At 63.8% G+C, this 4,303-nt stretch carries 4 protein-coding genes, 1 tRNA gene and 2 pseudogenes; 4 read left to right on the top strand and 3 right to left on the bottom strand.

Annotation, left to right across the window (positions count from 1 at the left end; genetic code table 11):
• Both EV699_RS20385 and thiS read right to left on the bottom strand, forming a co-directional pair.
• Positions 1–117: pseudogene (locus tag EV699_RS20385) on the bottom strand (thiazole synthase); the annotation flags it as partial.
• A gap of 48 nt (positions 118–165) precedes the next feature.
• Entirely contained in the window at positions 166–366 is a 201-nt protein-coding gene (thiS, locus tag EV699_RS19640; protein WP_132546018.1) for a sulfur carrier protein ThiS, read from the bottom strand.
• 344 nt (positions 367–710) lie between these two features.
• Between thiS and EV699_RS19635 the strand changes: the two genes are divergently transcribed.
• From EV699_RS19635 to EV699_RS19625, 3 genes are all read left to right on the top strand, one after another.
• On the top strand, positions 711–1,064 hold the full coding sequence (locus EV699_RS19635) for an H-NS histone family protein (RefSeq protein ID WP_132546016.1): 354 nt from the start codon (positions 711–713) through the stop codon (positions 1,062–1,064).
• A 53-nt stretch (positions 1,065–1,117) separates the two neighbouring features.
• Positions 1,118–1,191, top strand: a tRNA-Gly gene (locus EV699_RS19630).
• A 234-nt stretch (positions 1,192–1,425) separates the two neighbouring features.
• Entirely contained in the window at positions 1,426–3,294 is a 1,869-nt protein-coding gene (locus tag EV699_RS19625; protein ID WP_132546014.1) for a tyrosine-type recombinase/integrase, read from the top strand.
• Positions 3,295–3,319: 25 nt separating this feature from the next.
• Here the strand turns inward: EV699_RS19625 and EV699_RS19620 are convergent, their stop codons facing one another.
• Positions 3,320–3,946 carry a substrate-binding domain-containing protein gene (locus tag EV699_RS19620; protein WP_132546012.1) on the bottom strand — a complete coding sequence of 209 codons (627 nt, stop codon included), beginning with the start codon at positions 3,944–3,946 and terminating at the stop codon, positions 3,320–3,322.
• A gap of 100 nt (positions 3,947–4,046) precedes the next feature.
• Between EV699_RS19620 and EV699_RS19615 the strand changes: the two are divergent.
• Positions 4,047–4,256, top strand: a pseudogene (locus tag EV699_RS19615) (helix-turn-helix transcriptional regulator); the annotation flags it as partial.
• Between the last annotated feature and the right edge of the window lie 47 nt (positions 4,257–4,303).

Below are 4,303 nucleotides of genomic sequence, written 5' to 3'. Positions count from 1 at the left end.
GGTGGCGCGGCGGGTCTCGTCGAGGTCGCGGTACTTGCCGGTGCCGACCAGCAGGCGCGAGCGGTACTCGCGACCGGCGATGATCAACGGGGCGGACGACGGACAGGGTGGATTCATCTGCGGAGCGGCCTCGTGGGTTGTGCTGGACGTTGAGGGGATGGGCGTTCAGCCGCCGCCGATGGCGTGCACGATCTCGACTTCATCGCCGGTCTGCAACCGGGTGTCGGCGTAGGTGCTGCGCGGCACGATCTCCCGATTCAACTCGAGGGCGAGCCGTTTGCCGGCCAGCCCCAGTTGCGTGAGCAACTCGGCTGCCGTCAGGTTGTCGGCGACATCCAGCGCCTGACCGTTGAGGTGAATGAGCATGGGGATTCCGGGGGATGAGCAGGGACGACGTCGTGAAGGCGGGATCATACACAATTCGGGCGACGTGCAAACGCGGTGCGGCTGATATCGGATTGCCTCGCGGCTCCTGCGGCGCTATTCGTACGGCACTAATTGTGTGAATCCCGGGCGATTGCGGATGACGCTGCGCATGGCCAATCCCGACGCACTGCGGAGTCGTCGACAGCCCCCTCGGGACTAATGTTGACAGTCACCGAATTGCCTACCATCATTCCGCCATGGAAATCGGTTTGCTTAATTGAAGCTGCGCGCGCAGTGACGCGCGTGCCGAGCCATCCCTCAAACCTGCAGGCCAGTGAGAAACCATGATCGCCAAATTCGAAGACATCGATGTGAGTGCGCTTTCGCTTGATGAGTTGCAGGCCCTGGTCGAGGCCGCGCGTCGGGAAATCACCCACAAGGAGCAGACCAAGCTGTTCGATGTGCGTAATCAGATCGAAAGCCTGGCCAGTAGCGTGGGGCGTTCCGTCGAGGAACTGATGAATCTCGATGCGCGGCGCAAGCGGGCGGCGGCAAAGCCGGCGGCGACCGAGCGGGTCGTGAAATACCGCAATACCACCGATGCCTCGCAGACCTGGAGTGGCCGTGGCAAGCGGCCGCGCTGGTTGCAGGAGGCGCTGGATTCCGGGGCCAAGCTGGAGAATTTTCTCGTCGCCTGAGCCTGTCGCGGGGCTTGCCAAGTGCGAAAGGATTCGCATAATACGCGAGCCCCGCGGGTGTAGTTCAATGGTAGAACCTCAGCTTCCCAAGCTGATGGCGTGGGTTCGATTCCCATCACCCGCTCCACTCCATGATTCCGGGGACTTCCAGGATAGTCCAAGGTGGTTTTTAAGTCGTTGTCACGCAACGATTTTTCCGCCTTCGATCTTCCAGTGTGGTCCGCTGCGATCCGCTGACAGCCAAGACTTTTAAGTCCACTTTTAAGTCCATTTTGCGGGTCGTGCGGGTTCCGGATTGTTGATGGAGGGCTGCGGCTGAGATGAACAGCATCTGCTACCTGACGCGTTCAGGAGCAAGAGCATGGCACTCTCAGACTTGGTGGTCAGGCAAGCCAAGACCACAGGAAAGGCGTACACCCTCCCCGACATCGACGGCCTCAGCCTTGCCGTCACCCCCACGGGCAACAAAAGCTGGCACTTCCGCTACTACTGGCTAGGAAAGCAAAAGCGGATGTCGCTGGGCAACTACCCGGAGGTGTCCCTGCGCGATGCGCGCACACTGCGCGACGAGGCGCGCGCCCTGGTGGCCAAGGACATCAATCCGCACCTGCACCGCAAGCAGAAGCGCGCCGCGGTCAAGCTCGCCGGCGAGAACACGTTCGAGGCGATCTACAAGAAGTGGCTGGCCCACCGAGAACTGAGCCTCAAGAAGGGCCGGCAGACCACGCTCTCGATCCTGCCGCGCGTCTTTGCCAAGGACGTATTGCCGGCGCTGGGCAAGCGCTCGATCTACGACATCAAGCGGCCCGACCTGCTGGAAGTCATCGCCAAGATCGAGAAGCGCAAGGCGCTCTCCGTGGCCGAGAAAGTTCGCACCTGGTTCAACCAGTTGTTCCGCTACGCGCTGGTGATCGTGCCGGGCCTGGAGCAGAATCCGGCATCCGACCTCGACGTGGTGGCGGTCCCGCTGCCGCCCGTCAACCACAACCCGTTCCTGCGCATGGCCGAGTTGCCGAAGCTGTTGCAGCGGCTGCGCAAGTACCGGGGGCGCCTGCAGACCCAGCTCGGCCTGCGCCTGCTGTTGCTGACTGGCGTGCGCACCGGCGAGTTGCGCATGGCGACGCCGGATCAGTTCGACCTCGATCACGGACTCTGGATCATCCCGCCGGATGTCGTGAAGCAGCTTCAGGTGGACATGCGCAAGAAGCGGCAACTGCCCACGGACGTGCCGCCCTACATCGTGCCTCTGTCGGTGCAGGCCATCGAGATCGCTCGTCACATGCTGGAGCAATTCAAGCCAGCCCAGCACTACCTGTTCCGGCACGATAGCGAGATGAAGAAGCGCATGAGCGAGAACACGCTCAACAGCGCGCTCAAGCGCTTGGGCTACCGCGACCTGCTGACGGGGCACGGCATGCGCGCCACGATGTCCACCGCACTCAATGAAATCGGCTACCCGAAGGTGTGGGTGGACGCGCAACTCTCGCACGTCGATCCCAACAAGGTCAGCGCCACCTACAACCACGCCGAATACGTGGAGCAGCGCCGCCGCATGATGCAGGATTGGGCCGACCGGCTCGACCTCTTCGAGCAGAATATGGCCGAAGCAGCGAGCATGCCGCTCACGATCCGCCTGGAAGGCGTGCCCGTCGTCTCGGACGGGGAAGCGGCGGCAGCGCCGCCCGCAACCGCCGAGAAGGCGGCCGCGGCGCCGGTGCCGATGTTGATCGTCACGCCACCCTGTGACGCGAAGCCCTTGGTGTCCGCCGCAGCGCTTCGACTGCCTGCGGTCCCGTCGCCGCGTTCGGTGATGGAGCAGCCGCTCTCCGACATTCAGCGCGAGCGCATGGAACTCGTCGATGTCTTCGAGGCGCCCCACAACCTCCCCGTCGTCGAGTTTGCGAAGATGGCCGGCAAGTCCCGCCGCTGGATCAGCTACGAGATTAAGGCGGGCAATCTGCTGGCGCTGCAGGTGGGCAACCGCGGCCAGCGCGTGCCGGACTGGCATCTCGATCCGCTGAGACACGCGCTGATCCAGGCTGTGCTCAAGCTGACCCGTGGCGCCGACCCCTGGAAGATCTACGACGCACTGCTGCAGCCGCGCTCGACGCTGCGCGGTCGTTCGGCCCTGGAGAGCGTCACCGCCACCAATCTGGACAAGCTCGTCATGGCAGTGAGCACGACGGTGCGGGAAAGCGAGTGGTCCCCGCAGCAGGCGGCGTTCGCGTAGCCCTTGCTTGGACGGCGCGCGTGCGTCAGGAGATGGAGCGCGCGCGTTGTGCGAATCGCTCCTGGGGCTCGGTCAATGATGCGCAGGGACGCAGCAGGTAGGCCATCACGACCAGCGGGGCGCCTGCCAGCGGCCGCGCCGCCACACCCCGGAGCACGTAGCCGGCCAGCCGCGCGGTAGGCGCGATGGCGATGCCGTATCCCGCCGAGACGAGGGTCATCGCAATGTCGAAGGTGCTGACGATCTGCTCGCCGGCTGGGGGCGCATCCTCGAAGAGGCGATGCGCCACGGCGCGCCACGGTTCATCGGCTGTCGATTGCGCGCTGATCAGGGGTTGCCTGAGTACCTCGTGGTGCGGCACCTCGCGGTAGGCCAGCAGGTGCGAACGCTTGGCGACGGCGACTGCCAGCGTGTCGTGCCACAGCGGCTCGCATACCCAACCCGGCCACTCACAGACGGCCGTGGACAGGGCAAAGTCGAAGCTGCGGCAAGGCGGCTCCTGCGTTTGCGTAGGGGCGTCACCCCCGATCAAGGCGGCAGTGGTTTCGGGCTCTTCGGCGCGTTGCAACGCCAGCACGTCGGCAAGCTGCGAAGGCACCCATTCGCTGAGTACGGCCACCCGGATTTCAGCGGAGGCATCGCTCGATCTCACGTCCAGCTCCTCCGGCAGCGAACTCGCGGCGGCCGGTTCAAGTTGCCATGAGTTAAGTTTAACGTGGTTTAAATCGTGACCGTGTTCGACGCTCTTGGCAATGCCAAAGCGTTCGATCCAAAGGGGCCGCCCCACCGGCACCACTACCTACGAAGCGGAACCAGCCATCGCGTTTGGGGCTGCAGTGCGGGAAGAAAGAACCAACCAGGGCATCGCTCAGGAAACGCTGGCCCACATGGCCGGCATCGAACGGTCACACATGGGCAAGATTGAGCGCGGCGAGCATGTCCCCACGCTCCCTCTCATCCTCTAGATTGCCCGTTTGATGAAATGCAGTTCCGCCCACTTGAGGACTCT

Origin of the sequence: Plasticicumulans lactativorans (genome assembly GCF_004341245.1) — a bacterium.
Taxonomy (GTDB): Bacteria; Pseudomonadota; Gammaproteobacteria; order Competibacterales; family Competibacteraceae; genus Plasticicumulans_A; species Plasticicumulans_A lactativorans.
The sequence above is the reverse complement of the archived record's forward strand: the minus strand, read 5'-3'. Positions and strand labels throughout refer to the sequence as shown.